22 protein-coding genes and 1 riboswitch are annotated in these 18,111 nt (G+C 50.1%); all 22 genes read right to left on the bottom strand.

Annotated features, from left to right (window positions below):
• A partial coding sequence (locus tag PLA01S_RS31645) for a hypothetical protein (protein ID WP_164817560.1) occupies positions 1–313 on the bottom strand: 313 nt, incomplete at its 3' end.
• A 329-nt stretch (positions 314–642) separates the two neighbouring features.
• On the bottom strand, positions 643–1,989 hold the full coding sequence (gene murA, locus PLA01S_RS31640; RefSeq protein WP_164817559.1) for a UDP-N-acetylglucosamine 1-carboxyvinyltransferase: 1,347 nt from the start codon (positions 1,987–1,989) through the stop codon (positions 643–645).
• Positions 1,990–2,494: 505 nt separating this feature from the next.
• Positions 2,495–2,749 (bottom strand): DUF1146 family protein, encoded by a 255-nt coding sequence (locus PLA01S_RS31635; RefSeq protein WP_100540952.1) that lies wholly within the window; start codon positions 2,747–2,749, stop codon positions 2,495–2,497.
• Between the two features lie 332 nt (positions 2,750–3,081).
• Positions 3,082–3,366 (bottom strand): hypothetical protein, encoded by a 285-nt coding sequence (locus PLA01S_RS31630; RefSeq protein WP_127596695.1) that lies wholly within the window; start codon positions 3,364–3,366, stop codon positions 3,082–3,084.
• A 387-nt stretch (positions 3,367–3,753) separates the two neighbouring features.
• Positions 3,754–4,158: a F0F1 ATP synthase subunit epsilon gene (locus PLA01S_RS31625; RefSeq protein ID WP_127596692.1), complete on the bottom strand. Its 405-nt coding sequence runs from the start codon at positions 4,156–4,158 to the stop codon at positions 3,754–3,756.
• 99 nt (positions 4,159–4,257) lie between these two features.
• Entirely contained in the window at positions 4,258–5,658 is a 1,401-nt protein-coding gene (gene atpD / locus PLA01S_RS31620; RefSeq protein ID WP_100540955.1) for a F0F1 ATP synthase subunit beta, read from the bottom strand.
• 118 nt (positions 5,659–5,776) lie between these two features.
• Positions 5,777–6,637 carry an ATP synthase F1 subunit gamma gene (gene atpG, locus PLA01S_RS31615; protein ID WP_100540956.1) on the bottom strand — a complete coding sequence of 287 codons (861 nt, stop codon included), beginning with the start codon at positions 6,635–6,637 and terminating at the stop codon, positions 5,777–5,779.
• Positions 6,638–6,904: 267 nt separating this feature from the next.
• Positions 6,905–8,419: a F0F1 ATP synthase subunit alpha gene (gene atpA / locus PLA01S_RS31610; RefSeq protein ID WP_100540957.1), complete on the bottom strand. Its 1,515-nt coding sequence runs from the start codon at positions 8,417–8,419 to the stop codon at positions 6,905–6,907.
• An 18-nt stretch (positions 8,420–8,437) separates the two neighbouring features.
• Positions 8,438–8,983 carry a F0F1 ATP synthase subunit delta gene (locus PLA01S_RS31605; RefSeq protein ID WP_100540958.1) on the bottom strand — a complete coding sequence of 182 codons (546 nt, stop codon included), beginning with the start codon at positions 8,981–8,983 and terminating at the stop codon, positions 8,438–8,440.
• Complete coding sequence (gene atpF / locus PLA01S_RS31600; protein WP_100540959.1) at positions 8,980–9,468, bottom strand: F0F1 ATP synthase subunit B; 489 nt, start codon at positions 9,466–9,468, stop codon at positions 8,980–8,982. Before atpF ends, PLA01S_RS31605 begins: the two co-directional genes overlap by 4 nt.
• 95 nt (positions 9,469–9,563) lie before the next feature.
• A complete protein-coding gene (atpE, locus tag PLA01S_RS31595) occupies positions 9,564–9,776 on the bottom strand; it encodes a F0F1 ATP synthase subunit C (protein WP_007128780.1) in 213 nt (70 codons plus the stop codon).
• A gap of 105 nt (positions 9,777–9,881) precedes the next feature.
• Positions 9,882–10,643 carry a F0F1 ATP synthase subunit A gene (gene atpB, locus PLA01S_RS31590; RefSeq protein ID WP_113059550.1) on the bottom strand — a complete coding sequence of 254 codons (762 nt, stop codon included), beginning with the start codon at positions 10,641–10,643 and terminating at the stop codon, positions 9,882–9,884.
• Positions 10,644–10,678: 35 nt separating this feature from the next.
• The gene (locus PLA01S_RS31585) at positions 10,679–11,056 is read right to left on the bottom strand and encodes an ATP synthase subunit I (protein ID WP_100540961.1); all 378 of its coding nucleotides are present in this window, start codon (positions 11,054–11,056) and stop codon (positions 10,679–10,681) included.
• Positions 11,053–11,283, bottom strand: coding sequence for an AtpZ/AtpI family protein (locus PLA01S_RS31580; RefSeq protein ID WP_076323976.1), 231 nt, complete (start codon positions 11,281–11,283; stop codon positions 11,053–11,055). Before PLA01S_RS31580 ends, PLA01S_RS31585 begins: the two co-directional genes overlap by 4 nt.
• Before the next feature lie 175 nt (positions 11,284–11,458).
• Entirely contained in the window at positions 11,459–12,616 is a 1,158-nt protein-coding gene (wecB, locus tag PLA01S_RS31575) for a non-hydrolyzing UDP-N-acetylglucosamine 2-epimerase (protein ID WP_100540962.1), read from the bottom strand.
• 64 nt (positions 12,617–12,680) lie between these two features.
• Positions 12,681–13,310: a uracil phosphoribosyltransferase gene (gene upp, locus PLA01S_RS31570; protein ID WP_006213103.1), complete on the bottom strand. Its 630-nt coding sequence runs from the start codon at positions 13,308–13,310 to the stop codon at positions 12,681–12,683.
• A 343-nt stretch (positions 13,311–13,653) separates the two neighbouring features.
• Complete coding sequence (gene glyA / locus PLA01S_RS31565; RefSeq protein WP_071218864.1) at positions 13,654–14,904, bottom strand: serine hydroxymethyltransferase; 1,251 nt, start codon at positions 14,902–14,904, stop codon at positions 13,654–13,656.
• 90 nt (positions 14,905–14,994) lie between these two features.
• A complete protein-coding gene (locus PLA01S_RS31560) occupies positions 14,995–15,579 on the bottom strand; it encodes a TIGR01440 family protein (protein ID WP_127596689.1) in 585 nt (194 codons plus the stop codon).
• Between the two features lie 75 nt (positions 15,580–15,654).
• Entirely contained in the window at positions 15,655–16,119 is a 465-nt protein-coding gene (gene rpiB, locus PLA01S_RS31555; RefSeq protein ID WP_071218862.1) for a ribose 5-phosphate isomerase B, read from the bottom strand.
• Positions 16,120–16,233: 114 nt separating this feature from the next.
• A riboswitch (ZMP/ZTP riboswitch) is annotated at positions 16,234–16,315 on the bottom strand.
• 101 nt (positions 16,316–16,416) lie between these two features.
• The gene (locus tag PLA01S_RS31550) at positions 16,417–17,004 is read right to left on the bottom strand and encodes a low molecular weight protein arginine phosphatase (RefSeq protein WP_127596686.1); all 588 of its coding nucleotides are present in this window, start codon (positions 17,002–17,004) and stop codon (positions 16,417–16,419) included.
• A 54-nt stretch (positions 17,005–17,058) separates the two neighbouring features.
• Positions 17,059–17,622, bottom strand: a complete 564-nt coding sequence (locus PLA01S_RS31545) for a manganese efflux pump MntP (RefSeq protein ID WP_127596683.1) — start codon at positions 17,620–17,622, stop codon at positions 17,059–17,061.
• An 81-nt stretch (positions 17,623–17,703) separates the two neighbouring features.
• A partial coding sequence (locus tag PLA01S_RS31540; protein ID WP_272868179.1) for a Sua5 family C-terminal domain-containing protein occupies positions 17,704–18,111 on the bottom strand: 408 nt, incomplete at its 5' end.

The raw sequence follows: 18,111 nt of genomic DNA, 5'->3' as shown, positions 1-18,111 counted from the left end.
GCGGCGTATGCGCCGCCCGCGGGCCGTGGCCGGACTCGCCGAAGGCGTCCGGCGCTCTCCCCGGGCCGCGGTGCCCGCGCGGCCCTTCCTGAATATCCTTTTTATCCGGTTTCGAATCATGGTTATGTTCTTCAGTCGATCCGGCTTTCTTCTCAAGTTCACCGGGAAAATCCCACTTCAATACGGGAGCGGCCGATCCTTCGGATGGCACCTGGTATGATTGAGTATTTCCTTCTTTCAGAACATCTTTTGCATCGACCGCTCGTTTTTTCCCTGCAGTACTCACATTCACCCGAACCTTCGAATCTTTCATTGCATTTCCCTCCTGTGCCTTTTCCCCTGGTATATGCCTCTTGTTCATGCTCCATCACGCTCTACTTATACTTATGAGATACGGGCATTTGATAGAACTATTCTAAGAGAAAGGAAAAAGTCACATGAATCAAGAAACACGCTGATGCTGACTGCAAGCAAGCTAGCAAAGAGTCTCCTAGTCATCCGGAATCTCAACGTGAGAGAATGAGGGATAGCCGCCATGATGATGACATACCAAAAAAGAAGGAGCTTCGCCCTTATCGGCAAAGCTCCTTCTTTTACACTCTATTGTGGTCTATCCTGAATCATCATGATTCATCGTGCTGTTTAAACCCAGGTAGGTTGAACTTTGAAAACTTTGGCGTCTTCTGTTTCGCTTACCGCTTTTTTCGAAGCCTTCTCCGAACTCTGGTCCTCCGTTGAAATACGCCAGATATCCGCGCCCAGTCCAGACAGCTTTTCCGCTAAATGAACATAGCCGCGATCGATATGCTGTACGCCGCCAACTTCGGTAATCCCCTCGGATACGAGCCCGGCTAATATCAAGGCTGCACCTGCACGCAGATCCGTTGCCGTTACTTTGGCACCTTTAAGCTTAGCTCCGCCCGTAACGATAGCAGAACGTCCCTCAACTTTGATCTCCGCATTCATCAGCTGGAATTCATCTACATGCATAAAGCGGTTCTCAAATACCGTTTCGGTAACAACACTTGTACCTTCGGAAACCAGCAAAAGCGCCATCATCTGGGACTGCATATCGGTTGGGAATCCAGGATAAGGCAAGGTTTTCACATCAACCGACTTTAATGGTTTGTCAGCGATAACGCGAATCCCATTCTCGTCCGGTTCAATGGTAATCCCCATCTCTTCCATCTTGGAAATAACCGGTCCAAGGTGATCTGCAATGGCTCCTTCCACATACACATCCCCGCCCGTGATCGCAGCCGCAGCCATAAAGGTGCCTGCTTCAATCCGGTCAGGAATTACGTTATGCTTGACGCCATGCATCTGCTCAACGCCCTCGATACGAATCACACCCGTGCCCGCACCGCGAACTTTGGCACCCATCGCATTCAGGTAATTCGCTAAATCGACAATTTCCGGCTCTTTCGCCGCATTTTCGATTACCGTAATCCCTTCAGCCAAGGTAGCAGCCATCATAATATTTTCAGTAGCACCTACGCTGGCAACGTCCAAATAGACCTTCGCCCCACGCAATCTGCCATTGCTTTTAGCTTCAATATATCCTTGTCCGAGGCTAATCTCAGCCCCAAGAGCTTCAAATCCTTTTAGGTGTTGATCAATAGGTCTTGTGCCGATAGCACATCCCCCGGGAAGCGAAATCCGGGTTCGTCCACAACGTGCCAATAAAGGTCCCATGACCAGAAAAGACGCCCGCATCTTCCGCACCCATTCATAAGGCGCTTCACATGTCGTTATGTGCTCTGCATTTACACGTATCACTTCATCTTGATATGTAATGCCTGCACCAAGCGACTCCAATACTTTACTGATTGTAATTACATCGTCAAGAGGAGGCGCATCAATAATAACACTTTCCCCAACTTCCCCTAGTAGAGAGGCAGCGATGATCGGAAGAACTGAATTTTTTGCTCCGCTGACTTTGACGCTTCCGGTCAGTCTTTTGCCACCGCGGACGATAAATTTGCTCATCATGGTTTCCCTCCGCGTCCATAATTTTCCTGATTTGCGTGTGTTAGTGATTAGTTGTTGTTAATTCCCTAACTTTCATCTTAACATTAGTGATTTCCGCTAAACAAGCGATTTTCGAACTATTTATGACATCTGATTCGGTGTCTACATCAGGTATCAGAAATCCATGATGCCACCTTAGGAAGCATCTGTTATCCGCAGTATGGACCTACGAAAGGTACCATGACCGACCAGCACTTGTCAATGCATAACAATTACCGGGTGAACATTATAGTCCGGAAGTCATACCGTCCGCCCGATCAAATTCTTAATTTAAGTGTTAACATAATAAAATGCGTTTATTCGACATCTTCTTCTGAAGCAACCTAACAGAGATATAACCATTCATACCCCAATTAAAACAGACGCGTAAAATTTCGCCAAACACATAACCATCCTACAACAAATGTCTTTAAAACAAGCTGCTGCCAACTCTCACGTTATGTACGACGATCGTCTTTCGCGTTTAAAACATATATCGGATCATTTGACTCCATGTAATATAGTCAATTAGGAATTCAGCCACGAATCGTCCAAGCACCACCGCCAGCAGCAAATGCAACAGCTTTCCCTGCGGCCCTTTTGGATGACGGACAACCAAATCCAGCTTTACTTGTTGTAATGCCCACCAAGCCAGTGCGATACAGATCAGCGAAACGACAATGGACAACAATCCGTTAACACCGACGGCACTGATTGAATTAGATAAATCCTGGTTCATACTCCCTCCTCCTTTATAAATTATCCTGTCCAGTTCAGGACCGACTCTTCTATAATACTTGGCTGGAGGCTAAGAATCCAGCACTTTCTATACGACATTTCCTCGGAAATAATAAAATTTATCGACATCGCTCGAAAACGATCATGAATGCGCTATTAGCAGAAGTCCAAATTGCCGTTACTATCACAAGCGTGAACTAACAAAAAACCAGGAATGGTTATAGTTTCATCCTCATGCTTCTATTTATACTTATTATATTACAAAAAATTACCGGACCCTAGATTAGGGTCCGGGTAAAACTTTGAACATATTTAGGTCACTAACCACACTGTTTAGAAATCTGAGGTTGCAATATGAATCGTTCCAAAAACCGGCAGTGCACCTGACAGGAGAGCAGCAACCAACAAACGCTCCACAGACAGCGTAAGACTGTTTCCAGCTGGAATGAGATAAGTTACGACAGGTGCGTTCACACGGGTAATAACGAGTGACACCGGCGCATCCGAGAAGTTGTTGACGGTTACGGATGCATTTACGCCGCCAGCCAGATTCTCATAATACGATTTACCAACATTCGGTGCCAGCGAGAAGATTTGTTCCGGGAGTAGAATAGCCATAGGGATGACCTCCCTTCTCTATTAGATGTTATATATTATGCTGCGAATCTATTAAAGTTCTAGTTAGATGACATACGATAAACGTACATTTAATAGAGTAGCGACCTGCTGAAATGCTTAATACACCTCCATTTAGGAGCTAGCATAGCAAACGATTCCTACTATATTGAATTATTGTTAAATATAAGAACAACGAGAATCGACCTACTTTAAGAAAAATGACTCTTGACCTATTTTCCCTAGAGAAAAGACTGCTTGTAGAGGAAGTTTTTCCTGCGCGTATAATCAAAGGGTTCAGCTCGGCTTCGCTGATGTTCTATGCATTCTCTAAACTAAAAAAAGACAGCTTGGCTGCAAGATTGCAGCAAGCTGTCTTGGTTCAAACGATTAGTTCCGCGTCACTTTAATCCGGTTCATCGCTCTTTGCAGAGCCATTTCCGCGCGACGATGGTCAACTTCATCTTGTCTTCCCTTCGCATTGAGGCGAGTTTCAGCTCTTTCCTTCGCGGCTTCCGCACGCTCCAGATCGATTTCTTCCGCTTTCTCTGCGCTTTCCGCCAGGATGACAATTTTATCTTTGCGGACTTCGACGAAACCGCCTTGTACCGCAAACGGGGTTCTCTGGCTGCCGATCTTCACATAAACTGGCGCTATCTGAAGCGGCGTAACAAAGGAAATATGACCAGGCAAAATGCCCAGTTCTCCCTCGACCCCACGCACCGTAACACTGTTTACCTGCTCTGAATAGACCAGGCGGTCCGGCGTTACGATTTCCAACAAAATGGTGCTCACTTCCATCCCTCCTCACCGTTTTCCGCAGAAAACTCGCGCAGCAGACCTCACAGTTTCACAGAGTGTACTGTTCCGGTCTGCCGATCACGGAGCGTCAGCTTACAATGTTTTTGCTTTTTCAACTGCCTCTTCAATCGTACCTACGAACAGGAAAGCCGCTTCCGGAAGGTGGTCGTGCTTGCCTTCCAAGATCTCTTTAAAGCTGCGTACGGTTTCTTTAACCGGTACATATTTACCCGGGATGCCGTTGAACTGCTCGGCAACGTGGAAAGCTTGGGAAAGGAAACGTTGAACACGACGGGCACGTCCAACAATCGCTTTATCTTCCTCGCTCAGCTCATCCATACCGAGGATCGCAATGATATCTTGAAGCTCGTTATAACGAGCCAAAATTTTCTTAACGCCTTGAGCAACATTATAGTGCTCTTCACCAACGATTTCCGGAGCCAAGATACGGGAACTGGATGCCAGCGGATCTACCGCAGGATAGATCCCCATCTCGGAAATTTTACGCTCCAGGTTCGTCGTTGCATCCAAGTGAGCAAACGTTGTAGCCGGAGCCGGATCCGTATAGTCATCCGCCGGTACATAGATAGCCTGGATGGATGTAACAGAACCTTTTTTGGTAGAGGTAATCCGCTCTTGCAAGCGTCCCATTTCGGATGCCAGCGTTGGCTGGTAACCTACAGCGGAAGGCATACGGCCCAGAAGGGCGGATACTTCGGAACCCGCTTGAGTAAAGCGGAAGATGTTATCGATAAAGAGAAGAACGTCCTTGCCTTCTTGATCACGGAAATACTCCGCCATCGTCAAACCGGTCAACGCTACGCGAAGACGGGCACCCGGAGGCTCGTTCATTTGACCGAATACCATTGCGGTTTTGTTGATAACACCGGAATCGCTCATCTCGTGGTAAAGGTCATTACCTTCACGAGTACGCTCACCTACGCCGGCGAATACGGAAATACCACCGTGTTCTTGGGCGATGTTGTTGATCAATTCCTGGATCGCAACGGTTTTACCTACGCCGGCACCACCAAAGAGACCGATCTTACCGCCTTTTTGGTATGGAGCAAGCAAGTCGATGACTTTAATACCCGTTTCAAGCATTTCTGCTTGTGTGGAAAGCTCATCGTATGCAGGAGCTTCACGATGGATCGGGTTATTAATTTCGGATACTACGGCACCTGCATTATCGATTGGCTCACCCAATACGTTAAATACGCGGCCGAGTGTAGCGGAACCTACAGGAACCGTGATCGGTCTGCCCAAATCCACAGCTTCGATACCGCGAATGAGACCGTCCGTGGATGACATTGCGATACAACGAACCAGATTATCACCCAAGTGATTGGATACTTCCAAAGTCAAATCAACCGAGCGGCCGCCTTCCAGCGTTGCTTCAATCTTGACAGCATTAAAAATCTCGGGAAGATGACCGCGCTCAAATTCAATGTCAACTACAGCACCTGTAATGCTGACAACGCGTCCTTTTTTCATTGATTCGTTTTCCCTCCTACCCGCTCACCTCTAGCGGTGAACGATGATCGTAAAAGCGGCTATTCATGACATGGCCGCATATCCGTTAAAATACTAAGTTAAGAATTCGAAGCGTGCATTATTGCTGAGCGTTTGCTCCGCCCACAATCTCGGAAATTTCCTGCGTAATGGCAGCCTGACGAGCACGGTTGTAAGTCAGGTTCAACTCGTTGATCATCTTGCTTGCATTCTTCGTTGCAGCTCCCATTGCAGTCATCTTCGCACCCAGCTCACTTGCCTTCGCATTCAGCATCGCACTGAAAATCAATGTTTCCGCATATTTCGGAAGCAAAACCTCAAGCACGCCTTCAGGAGACGGTTCATACTCATAACCCGTCAGGTTCTCGGCGCTACCAATGTTCTCCATCGGCAGAAGCTTGGAGATCTCCTGGAGCTGAGTCAAGGCATTCACGAATTGGTTATAGCACACGTATAACTCATCAATCTGACCCAGCTCATATTGATGAACCGCCGCGTTAGCAATGGTCTTAATATCTGCATAGGTCGGACTATCGGATAAATCGGTGAGCTCCTCAACAACCGGAAGTCCACGACGGCGGAAATAATCCCGACCTTTACGTCCGATCACAAACAGGCAATACTCGTCCTTGGACTGATGGCGTTCTGCGATAAAATTCGATACTTTTCGCAAAATGTTGGAGTTTGATGCACCAGCAAGACCGCGGTCTGAAGTGATCACCAGATAACCGGTTTTCTTCACTTCACGCTTCTCCAGCATCGGATGGCTGATTCCCTTGGTTCCTGCAGCAATGCTGCCAACCACTTCTTTCAGCTTCTCGGAGTATGGAAGCGCGGAGGTTGCCTTCTCTTGAGCTCTTCTCAGCTTGGCGGCAGCAACCATTTCCATCGCCTTGGTGATCTGCCTTGTGTTCTGAACACTCTTGATCTGCCGCTTAATATCACGTAATCCTCTTGCCATGTTTTCACCACCTTAAAGCTTTGGCGAAGCCAAAGCTAACTTCGTAAGCAATCACCTAACTTTGGCAGAGCCAAAGTTACTTCGTAAGCATCAGCTTAGCTTTGGCGAAGCCAAAGCCAACTTCGTACGCGTAGACTAAGCTTTGGCTAGGACCAAAGCCGTACCTTTTGTAAAAATCACTTTGGTCACAGCCAAAGCTACATTCCATATGATGAAAGAGGATGCCGGGCTTACCCCGGCTCCCCTCCTATTACTTACCTGAGGAGCTTAAACCGAAGCGGCAAAGCCCTTCTTAAATTGATCGATTGCCGCTTTCAATGCGTTTTCGTTGTCGGACGTCAGATCCTTCGTATCCGTAATGGATTGAAGAATTTCCGGTTTATTGCTTTCAATAAACGTGAGGAACTCGCTCTCGAAACGACGCACGTCAGCAACCTCGATATCATCGATATATCCTTTAACGGCTGCGTACAAGCTAACCACCTGTTGTTCAACGGACAACGGCTGGTTTACACCCTGTTTCAGGATTTCCATCAATCTTGCACCACGGTTCAAACGAGCCAAGGTTGATTTGTCCAGATCGGATCCGAACTGGGAGAACGCCTGGAGCTCACGATATTGCGCAAGATCCAGCTTCATGCCGCCCGCAACCTTCTTCATCGCTTTGATCTGGGCGGAACCACCGACACGGGATACCGAAATACCGACGTTAATCGCTGGACGTTGACCGGAGTAGAACAACTCAGACTCCAGGAAGATCTGTCCATCCGTAATCGAAATTACGTTGGTTGGAATGTATGCAGATACGTCAGAAGCCTGTGTTTCAATAAATGGCAGTGCGGTTAATGAACCACCACCAAGCTCATCGTTGAGTTTCGCTGCACGTTCCAGCAAACGGGAATGCAGGTAGAATACGTCACCCGGATATGCTTCCCGACCTGGAGGACGACGGAGGAGCAAGGACAACTCACGGTATGCTGCCGCTTGTTTCGACAAGTCATCATAGATGATGAGTGCATGCTCGCCTTTGTACATGAAGTACTCACCCATTGCGCAGCCTGCGTATGGAGCGATGTACTGCAGTGGAGCCGGCTCAGAAGCCGAAGCCGTAACAACAATCGTATACTCCAGTGCGCCATGACGGCGAAGCGTTTCAACAACCTGTGCTACAGTGGATTGCTTTTGGCCAATGGCTACATAGATACATTTAACGCCGCTGCCTTTTTGGTTCAGGATCGTATCGATCGCAACGGTGGTTTTACCCGTTTGGCGGTCACCGATGATCAGCTCGCGCTGTCCGCGGCCGATAGGTACCATCGCGTCAATCGCTTTAATACCTGTCTGCATAGGCTCATGAACGGATTTACGGTCGATAACGCCTGGTGCGCTGCTCTCAACCGGACGATAGGCTGTCGCTTCGATCGGGCCTTTTCCGTCAAGCGGTTGACCCAGCGGATTGACAACGCGTCCAAGCAGAGCTTCACCTACAGGAACCTCCATGATACGTCCTGTACGCTTAACCTGATCGCCTTCCTTGATTTCGGAGTAAGGTCCCAGGATAACGACACCGACATTGCTCTCCTCAAGGTTCAGCGCCAGACCGAACACGCCGTTCTGGAACTCCAAAAGTTCCCCGGACATCGCGTTCTCCAGGCCGTACACGCGAGCAATACCGTCACTTACTTGAATTACCGTACCTACTTCAGAGACAGTGATATCGGATTTATATTCTTCAATTTGACTTTTGATTAAAGTACTGATTTCTTCAGGTCTGATACTCAACGTTTTCACCCCTATCTACTATGCTCGTCTATTAAAAGACTTTTCAAGACGTTCCAGCTTCCCGGCAAGGCTTCCGTCATAAAGCTTGTCGCCAATGACGACTTTCAGGCCGCCGAGCAAACTCTCGTCCACAACATTGGTCACTCGGATCTTCTGATGGGCTAACTGCCCGAATTCCGAAGCTACCTGTTCTTTTTCCTGATCGCTAAGCGGGTAGGTGGAGTACACAGTGGCGTCCGCCAATCCTAAGCTCGCACCTTGTATCTTCACATAACTGTTCAGCAGTTCAGCGAACATTTCTGCACGCCCTCTGTCGAGAAGCAATTCGATCGTGTTCAATACAGGCTGCGATACCTTCCCTGCCAACGCCTGGCTGATTACGTTCATCTTCACGGACTGGGGAACATTCGGCGTGGAGATGAATTTCTGAATGTCAGCATCGCCTTCAATGGCATGCACAACAGCGCGCAATTCCTCTTCCACTTCCAGACCCTTCTGCTGCTGAGCCGCCACTTCGAACAGCGCCCGCGCATACCGCTTGGCTGCTACTGTATTTTGGCTCATGGTCTGCCTCCTACCTCTTTAAGGTATTGATCCACCAGTTCTTCTTGAGCTTTATCATTCTTTACTTCCCGTTCAATCAGCTTGGTAGCGATTTTCACGGAAACACTGCCGATTTCATTGCGAAGCTCTTCAACAGCTTTCTTCTTCTCATTCTCGATATCACGAACCGCCTCGGATTTCAGGCGAACCGCCTCTTCCTTAGCCTGTTCCATAATTTGCTCTGCTTGTTTGTTGCTAGTTTGTCTGGAACGCTCGATGATTTCGTGAGCATCTTGACGCGCTTGCTCCAGTGCCTTCTTCTGCTCTTCTACATAAGCAGTTGCCTGCTGACGAGTCTGTGCCGCTTCGTTCATCTGGCTCATTACCAGCTCACGACGCTGCTCCATGATGCCGAACAATTTGCTGAACGCAAACTTCTGAAGCAAAAAGTAAAGAATAAGAAACGCAAGAATAGTGATTACCATATTTTCCCATAGAATTGTCATTGAGGTCACTCCTTTCCATCAACACGAAGTGCGGTGCCTAACAAAACGAAGGCGCGGATGGCATCGGCCCTCCCCGCCAAACCGTTGTATTGTTATTAAGAGAACATGATCAAGAACGCGATAACAGTAGCCGCCAAAGGAATAACCTCTACGATACCAACACCGATAAACATCGTTGTTTGCAATTGACCACGTGCTTCTGGTTGACGAGCGATAGACTCAACTGTTCTGCTTACGATCATACCGTTACCCAAACCTGCGCCAAGGGCGCCCAGACCTACTGCAATAGCTGCTGCCAAAAATTCCATTGTTAAATATCCTCCTTAAATTGTTTCAAAATTGAAATTTGGTGAAACTATAGAAAATATCTCTTTCGAAAAACACCGCTGTTACGGCGGATTCGTCCGAGTTGATCAATGCTCTTCGTGAATCGTCGTTTGCGAGATGTATACCATGGTCAAAATCGTAAAGATAAACGCCTGCAATGCACCGATGAAGATACTGAAACCTTGCCATGCGGCCATAAACGGAATGCCCCAGAAGCCGGTTTTCAGAATCACCGTGATCAGTACCTCACCGGCAAAAATGTTGGCATAAAGCCGGATTGCCAGAGCGATAGGTTTTGCCAGGTTCTCAATGATATTGAGCGGCAAGAAGATCGGGAACGGTTCGATGTAATGCTTCAGGTAATGCTTGCGATTCAGCTTCAAGCCCAGGTAGTTCATGAGCACGAACACAACGATCGCAAGACCGGCCGTAACGGAAATGTCCGCTGTTGGCGACTTCCACCACAATACGTGAGCATAGTGGCCATGTTCAAGTCCGAGCGTAGCCAGGATTGGCTGACCAAAGACTTCGAAGTTCTCCGGCAAGTCGGTGATAATTGAGAACGGCAGGCCCAGCAAGTTCGCTACAAAGATGAACAGGATTAGAGTAAGCCCCAATGATATGTAAGCTTTCCCTTTCTTCAGATCCATCGCACTCGCTACGACGCCTTGCACAAATTCCACTACCCATTCCATGAAGTTTTGCAGTTTGGAAGGGTTTTCGACAGATAGATTACGGACAGCCAGTCGACATAATACGAACACCACCACACAGGTGACAAGAAGCATTAATACCGCTGAAAGATCAATATTCAATCCGCCAAGTTTGATAATCGGTGAATCATGCATAAAATTGTTTTCACCCCTTTCCAAGTTAGCGCTGATCAATGATTGTTTCTCAAACTGAACACAATGCTGACAGGAATGGTCAACAATTGGGGTATGAACAGACCGGCGATTGCACCGCCGAAGGATACCTGCTCGAGTTTTACGGCGAAGATAGCAATCAGAAGCCCGATGCACAATCTCGTAATGAAGCCGAAGTTGTACTTTTTCGGTTCCGGATCGACAGCCAATTGCGCCAGCTGCTGCACTTTCATGGAGAGGAAGCGTACATTAAACAATCCCGCCGCCATGCCCATGATCAACCCCATAAAAACCGGGCGGAATTCCGGATAGAGAGCCCATCCGAGAAACAAGGCAGACAATAAGAGTAAGGATACTCTAAATACAGCGTTCACAATGGAAGTCAAATCATTCACGCCTGCGCCCCCAAAAACTTTTTAATGAGAAGAGCGATATTCAAAATCCCTACAAAGAGCCCCGAAAGCGTACCAATGGCAAGCCACACTCTGGGCCCGTCCAAATGATTCATGAGCCATCGCCCGGTAAAAAAACCGATGAGAATGTAAGCGGCTAGCAAACCGCCAGCCCCGCTAATGTATAGCGCTATCAACCAAGGGTTATCTTGACTTTTCGGATTTTTCATATGAACCTCTAATCCCAACTCATTTTACTGAATATAACAAGAGTTTGTCAATGAATCGATTTGATGGATTTACCGTGTAAAATCGGCGTTTTGAGCAGTCTAAATTGCGCAAAACGCCGCGGTAACCGTACAGTTCAACTGTATGCTGTCTCCTTGCCCATCAGAATACGGTAAACTATACCTTTGTGAACATTCTGTGAAATTCTTCAGGACGCTCTTTTCGGATGCCGAAATGGTGCAAAATCGCATTGACAATTCGCTGTGAAGCTTGTCCATCGCCATACGGATTAGCAGCCTTGCTCATCTTTTCGTAGAGCTCCTGATCGGTCAGCAGAACCTTAATGCGTTCATACACGTTCTCCTCTTGGGTGCCTACCAGCTCCAAGGTACCGGCCTCAATTCCCTCAGGACGTTCCGTCGTATCCCGCAGCACCAGCGTCGGCACACCGAATGACGGAGCTTCCTCCTGCATGCCGCCGGAATCCGTAATGATGAAATGCGTATGGGTGTAGATATTGTTCATATCCACGACATCCAGCGGATCAATCAGCTTGATGCGCGGGTGATCTCCCAGAATGCGATGAGCCGGCTCTTTAACGGCAGGGCTCGGATGCACAGGATACACGATGGCAATATCCTCAAATTCATCGGCAATGCGCTTTACCGCTTCAAATATTTGGCGATGCGGCTCCCCTTGGGATTCGCGGCGGTGTGCCGTCATCAGGATCAAGCGTTTGCCCTGCGCCCAATCCAGAACCGGATGGGTATAACCTTCACGCACCGTGTACTGGAACACGTCTGTAGCCGTATTACCCGTTACATAAATGCGGGATTCCGGCTTGTTCTCCTTGCGGAGATTCTCGGCGGACCAGTTCGTCGGCGCAAAGTGAAGATCAGCAAGCACGCCGGTCAGCTGACGGTTCATCTCCTCCGGATAAGGGTTTAGCTTGTTCCATGTCCGCAGACCCGCCTCTACATGGCCGACCTGAATCTGCTGCAGAAAGGCTGCATAGCTGGCCAGGAACGTTGTCAGCGTGTCGCCGTGCACCAATACGATATCCGGCTTGGCTTCACGCAGAACAGGCTCAAGACCCTCCAGAACGCGGACGGTGATCTCGTTGAGCGTCTGGCGGTCCTTCATGACATCCAGATCATAGTCCGGAACAATCTTGAATACATCCAGCACCTGATCCAGCATTTGCCGATGCTGCGCAGTAACACAAACGACCGATTCAATATGCTCGGGGTGACGTTGAAGCTCCAGAATAAGCGGCGCCATCTTGATCGCTTCGGGGCGGACCCCAAATATAGTCATCACTTTCACTTTTGACATGTTTGAAAATACCCCTCTTTGCTTGTTTTCAAATATTCAAGACGTACGAATGACTGGCTTGGCTCTATTTCGTGCCGTACAACCGATCCCCTGCATCACCAAGGCCCGGTACGATGTAACCATGGTCGTTAAGACCCTCATCGAGAGCAGCAACATAGATGTCCACGTCAGGATGGGCATCATGGACAGCCTTCACACCTTCCGGTGCAGCCACGAGGTTCATCATCTTGATCTGGGTACAGCCGCGTTTCTTCAGCACGTCGATCGCAGCGATGGCGGACCCGCCTGTCGCGAGCATCGGATCAATGACGATCAATTCCCGTTCCGTAACATCGGTTGGAAGCTTCGTGTAATATTCAACAGGCTGAAGCGTTTCGGGGTCACGGAACAATCCGACATGCCCTACCTTTGCAGCAGGAAGCAGCTTAACAACTCCGTCCAGCATGCCTAGACCGGCGCGCAGGATCGGTACCAAGCCGAGCATGCGGCCGGAAATGACTTTTCCTTGGGTTTCAGCTACCGGCGTCTGCACGGATATCGATTCAAGAGGAACCTCCCGCGTAATTTCATAAGCCATCAAAGTCGCGACTTCGTCTACCAATTCGCGAAAGTCTTTTGTGTTAGTCCGCATATCGCGGATAAATGTAAGTTTGTGTTGAATCAACGGGTGATCACAAATCACCAATTTTCCCATGTCTGGTCCCTCCGGTTTGAGTACAAATGTTATTTCAATATGGGCGTAAATATTTGTGAGCTCCATAAATCCTGTCTATTATATCATTCCCTCTAGTCAATTGACACCTGCACGGGTCATGTTTTATTCCATGAGTTTTTGACCTTATAATCGAACCGGATCTTCTTCTGCCCTGAACCTAGGTTTTCCATTCTCGCCTATATTGATGCTAACCGCGATGCGACCTGACTGGGAAAATGAGAGCATAGCAATCTGGCCAGAATGTTTATAGCTCCTAAAAGGACCCCACCTGCATCAGGCGGGGTCCTCTTATCATAGGCTTCTTATGCGTAGGAAACTGTGATTAATATTTCATTTCAGCATAGAGAGGATATTGATCTGTAAGCTCAGCCACCAAACGGCCTGCTTTTTCAAGCGTTGCCTCGTCCTTCGGCTGCTTCAATGTCATGGCAATAATTTTCGCGATTGTCACCATCGCTTGCTCATCCATACCCCGGGAAGTAACCGCAGGGGTACCGATACGGATACCGCTCGTGACGAACGGGCTGGTCGGATCAAATGGGATGGCATTCTTGTTCACGGTAATCCCGATGGAGTCCAGAACTTTCTCAGCGTCTTTACCGGTGATGTCCAGATTACGGGTATCCACGAGCATCAGGTGGTTATCGGTTCCGCCGGATACGATGTTGAGGCCTTCCTCGATCAGGGTATCGGCCAGCACTTTCGCGTTCTTTACGACGTTCTCTGCATACGTCTTGAAGGACGGATCCAATGCTTCGCCAAGCGCAACGGCCTTGGAAGCAATGACATGCATGAGCGGGCCGCCTTGGGAGCCGGGGAATACCGCTTTATCGATCGCTTGCGCCCAGGCTTTTTTGCACAGAATCATACCGCCGCGAGGTCCGCGAAGCGTCTTATGCGTCGTTGTTGTTACAAAATGGGCATGCGGAACCGGATTCGGATGAAGACCTGCCGCAACGAGACCTGCAATATGGGCCATATCGACCATGAACAACGCGCCAACGTCGTTCGCGATGGCAGCAAGCTTTTCAAAATCAATAATGCGAGGGTAGGCACTTGCACCCGCCACGATCAGGCGAGGGCGATGCTTGAATGCCGCTTTGCGGACTTCGTCGTAATCGATAAGGAACGTGTCTTCTTGCACGCCGTAGGCAACGAAATTGTACAGAAGGCCGGAAGCGTTAACCGGGCTTCCGTGAGTCAAATGGCCGCCATGGGCCAGGTTCATGCCGAGCACGGTATCTCCAGGCTTCAGGGCTGCCAAATATACCGCCATGTTCGCTTGGGCACCGGAGTGCGGCTGAACGTTGGCATGCTCGGCTCCGAACAGTTCTTTGGCACGGTCACGGGCGATATCTTCCACAATATCCACACGCTCACAGCCACCGTAATAGCGTTTGCCAGGGTAGCCTTCCGCATATTTATTCGTCAGAACGGTCCCCATGGCTTCCATAACCGCTTCGCTGACAATATTCTCAGAGGCAATCAGTTCAATGTTGCTGCGTTGACGCTTCAGCTCCAAATCCATCGCTTCCAATACAGCCGGGTCACTCTTCCGCAAATGTTCCATCATGTTCATATCCTCCCATAATCAATCATTATTTTTTCTTGCAAATTCAAAACTACAAGTTGTCATCATTAAAAAAGCGAGTTCTCATTCGAATCAATCGCACAGCGTGGAATCATCCCTCTGCTCGAGCCGGTACACCGCGCGTTCTCCGCCAATCAGCTTCGGGCGGGTATAAGCCGCGGTTACGCGCGCCTCTCCGATATAACGCTCGCTCGGCCTGAACGGAACCGCCACTCTCCGCAAATGCATGCCGATCAGCGTCTCGCCGATATCGACACCCGCATGGGCTTCAATCGATTCCGCAAGGCAAGGCTCCTTCATGCTGCGGTAAGCTGCGGAAGCCATCGACCCGCCCGCTCCCGGAATGGGAACAGCCGCCACTTCCGTCAAGCCCAGCCGCTCAAGCAGCTCGCGTTCCATGACAAGCGCACGGTTCAGATGCTCACAGCATTGATAGGCCACAGCGAAACCGAATTCCGTTTGAACCTCGGCAATGCCCTGAAGGAGCTGCTGGGCCGTTTCTAAAGCGCCGCCTGTACCGATCGGTCGTCCGACCACTTCACTGGTACTGGCTCCGATGACCAGCACTTTACCGGGGCCTAAGACGGCCGCTTCGGCCAGTTCGCGGACAATACGCGCTGTCTGTTCGTTCAAGGAAACCTTGGAGATATCCGTCATGTCACAGTCCTCCCGATGATTTTTTCACAGAAGATGCTTCATTCCCCTATAGCCGCAGCTGCTTTACGCGTTCACCTATCGCGATTCATTCTTTAGGTAACGCTCCTCGATGGCCTTGATCTTGTTCACGCGGCCGACATGGCGCTCGCCATGACTGAAATCCGTTGTCAGCCATGCGCTGACGATTTCGGCAGCAAGTCCGGGACCGACGACACGCTCACCCAGCGCAATCACGTTACTGTCGTTATGCTCGCGCGTTGCTTTGGCTGAGAACACATCATGGGTCAGCGCGCAGCGAATACCCGGCACCTTGTTGGCCGCAATGCTCATGCCGATGCCCGTGCCGCAGATCAGAATGCCGCGATCCGCTTCACCCGAGACGACCTTCTCGCACACCGGTAGGGCATAATCGGGATAATCCACGGAATCGGAACAGCCGCAGCCCAGATCCTCCACCTCGTGTCCAAGACCCCGAATGACTTCCACGATTTCCTCTTTCAGACGAATGCCGGCATGGTCCGTACCCAATGCAATTTTCATCTATGAAAAACCCCCTCGTATGTTCGCTTTTGCGTTTTAGCTTGTTTCATTATAACCCAAATTCCACGCAAAAGACGAAAAAAGAGCAGTCGGCGCACGTATTGTGCTCCAAATGCTCTTTGCCCAGGCGACCGGCCGTATATTCCGATGCTCCATCGTGGTTTCATCCACTTCGTCGCCAGTTACACCGGATCTTTTGTTTTTCACCTTCATCTTAAAGCAATACTATGTGAAAGGCAAGCGGCTTTTTTAGCCATTTGAACACGAATGTACTATTCGATTCCGTCTAGGCCGACCCTATTTATGCTGATCCGCTTCCAGCTTGTCCAAGAGACGGAACAACGCCGTTCGAATCTCCGCCGCCGTCGCCTCGTATTCCTCCCGCGAACCGCCAAAAGGATCGGAGATATCGAAGCTCGGAATGCGCTGGCGCAGCTCGATCAGACGCTCCCGGTCACGGTCGCTGACATCGTGGCCCAGAGATCTGGCCAGCTCAAGCGCTGCATACAGACTATCCTGCTCCCGCAGATCATCCAGCACCCGGCGGTCATCCTCAACAAACTCTTTCAGCGTGTGCATCTTGTCTGCGGCGTGCGGGAACTGCCTTATCGCATACTGCTTATGCGACTGGGTCAGCGTCAGAATCAGGTCTGCCCACTCCACCAGGTTCGCGGTCAACGGTTTGGACACCAAGCGTTCTTGGATATCCTGGTCTCGCAGTATGGATTCCGCATGATGGGACACCGGCATTCCATCCACGGCCGAGACACCGGCGGACTTCGTTTCCAGCGGGACACCCCGTTGTTTGGCAAGCTTGCGCAGCATGCCTTCAGCCATCGGACTGCGGCAGGTATTTCCCGTGCAGACAAAAAGTATATTTTTCACGGTCGCATTCCTCCCGTTCGTAGGTTCTTTGGGGTTATTGTAACAAATATAACGTCAAAAGATAAACATGATGCCAAAGATGACCAAAATCAGTCCGCCCAGCATCTCACCGTACTCCCCCAGCTTATTGCTTACCTGACGGCCAAGCAGCAAGCCGAGAATGGACAGCAAACCGCCCACGATTCCGAAGGAAATCACGATCAACAGCACATCATCCACAAACATCCCGAGCGAAACGCCTACCGAGAAGGAGTCAATGCTGACGCTGAGCGAAAACAGCAGCATACCTAAAAATGCGGTAGGATGGATTCGCTGTCCTTCTCCGCCCCGCAGGGCGTTATACATCATATGGCCGCCAAGCAGAAGCAGCAGCCCCCCGGCCGCAAGCCCTGTGACGTGACCCAGTAACATACCAACATAGCGGCCGGCAAATAAGCCCAGCAGCGGCATCAGCATGTGAAACAACGCGATCATGAAGCTGATGCCCAGCATATGGCCTAAGCGCATACCGCCTCTCATTCCGACTCCGATTCCAAGCGAAAATGCGTCTAGCCCGAGTGCAACCGCCATCAGCAGAATCGCCGCAAGCTGTCCCGATTGGACAGACGCCTCCAGCATGCCCATTCCCCCAAGTCCCATGGTCTTGTACACCATATGCGGACAAGGGGTAAATGATGCCAAAAGCGTTCATGCGGCAGCTCAATTCACATCGATGATGTGGTGTCCCGCGGCCTTCAACAGCCGGTTCATGACGGCTGCCCCGAGCCCTTGCTCCGGACACGCTTCGGCCAGAATGAAGGTCGCGCCTTCGTCATCGAACCGGCGCAGGCCGGCGTACAGCCGGCGGGCTGCTTCCTCCGGCGCGGCCAGGCTGCCGAGCGAGACGGCAACGTCCGCGCGGTAGTGACCGATGTGCTCGTCGAACGACAGCACGCCGGTCACCTCCCCGCGCCGGGCGGCCGCCTCAAGCTCGGCGGCGATGCGTGCCGACACGGCAATGGCACGCGGGCCCTGCACCACGCACATCGCACCCTTCGGTGCGTAGTGCGTGTACTTCATGCCCGGCGAGCGCGGCGCCGGGCTCTCCGCCTCCCCGGCGGCGCGATG

Origin of the sequence: Paenibacillus lautus NBRC 15380, from assembly GCF_004000945.1 — a bacterium.
In the GTDB taxonomy this organism is placed as follows: Bacteria; Bacillota; Bacilli; order Paenibacillales; family Paenibacillaceae; genus Paenibacillus_AQ; species Paenibacillus_AQ lautus.
Note: the sequence above shows the minus strand (reverse complement) of the source record. Positions and strands in the feature narration are given on the sequence as shown.